2 protein-coding genes are annotated in these 1,134 nt (G+C 43.8%); one reads left to right on the top strand and one right to left on the bottom strand.

Annotated elements, in window-relative coordinates; translation table 11 throughout:
- The coding region (locus ACFIMC_RS00130; RefSeq protein WP_375685607.1) for a hypothetical protein at positions 1 to 307 on the top strand (307 nt) is incomplete at its 5' end.
- Positions 308 to 612: 305 nt separating this feature from the next.
- On the opposite strand, the gene ACFIMC_RS00125 is transcribed toward ACFIMC_RS00130, so the two are convergent.
- Positions 613 to 771 (bottom strand): hypothetical protein, encoded by a 159-nt coding sequence (locus tag ACFIMC_RS00125; RefSeq protein ID WP_375685605.1) that lies wholly within the window; start codon positions 769 to 771, stop codon positions 613 to 615.
- Between the last annotated feature and the right edge of the window lie 363 nt (positions 772 to 1,134).

The following is a 1,134-nucleotide window of genomic DNA, read 5'->3' as shown; positions in this document are numbered from 1 at the left end:
CTTCGTGAAATTCCTGTTCCATACATTGCCTATTGCTTTACAATTGTCATTGGCAATACAATGCATGAAACTTACTCCCACTATAAGTCTGACACTGTCAGTCAAAAGAGCATTTCTCAAAAAGCACTCTTTTCCCTATTATTCTCCTTGTGAGAGAAACCCCCGTGCCAAACCATCCCATAAAATCGTTTTCAAAGGCACTTCAAAGGCGATAGAGCGCCGTCGTGAAGTTAGAGGTACAATTTATCGTCTTATACAAAAAAAGCCCCTCTCAAGCCGTTTTTTTAAAGATTGCTTTTTGGCTTAAAAACATTATATCATTGGAGGTAAGGCGTGAGCCAGTTTTGCCAGGACGGTTTTACCGGATCTGCGAGGAGTTGACCGCCCTCCACGCCTTCTCATTTTCTCACGCATCGACTCTCTTCACAAAAGCCAACATGGTTTTTCTCAAGTCGTTTTTTTAAAGATTGCTTTTAAACTTTTAAACTGTTACTTCTATCCACGAGGCGTGAGCCAGTTATACCAGGACGGTTTTACCGGATCTGCGAGGAGTTGACCGCCCTCCACGCCTTCTCTTTTCACAAAAGCCAGCAGGTCTTTCCGGTGTTCTCTTTACAACAACCTCTCGCCCTTTTTTTCAGCCGCATCCAATAAGCGTCCAATTTCTCTAGAGTTTTTTTTATGCATGGAGGTCAACCACCATTCTTGTTTGCTTGCTACAAATTTGACCACAAAGCGCCACCATGTCCCACCACTTTCACCAAAAAACATAACACCCTGCGTATCTTTGCGTCTGATAACGCCATGGGGTTTTATGAATGTTTGAATGGCGCCTCGAAAATCCTCCAAGTGAAGAGANGATAACGCCATGGGGTTTTATGAATGTTTGAATGGCGCCTCGAAAATCCTCCAAGTGAAGAGAACGCGCTTGATGCTCTAACAAAATATGTTTCACACTGTCTGCGGATAAGCGAATAAGAGAATTTTCCGCTGCAAAAACATCACCCACCTTTTGTGGTATCGGTGCAATCGGTATAAACCCGCGAGGCATCCGTCCTTCAAACATGGCTTCCAAAAGTGGTGAACCCACAATATCTTCAATGGCAATGCGTTTGTCATTGTCCCCCATCACAG

The sequence above is a fragment of the Bartonella sp. AP21QHHD genome, from assembly GCF_042196205.1.
Taxonomy (GTDB): Bacteria; Pseudomonadota; Alphaproteobacteria; order Rhizobiales; family Rhizobiaceae; genus Bartonella.
The sequence above is the reverse complement of the archived record's forward strand: the minus strand, read 5'-3'. Positions and strand labels throughout refer to the sequence as shown.

Bases quoted from the DNA above. Each gene is read 5' to 3' on its own strand.
- ACFIMC_RS00125 (WP_375685605.1), bottom strand. From the start codon at position 771: ATGTTTTTTGGTGAAAGTGGTGGGACATGGTGGCGCTTTGTGGTCAAA.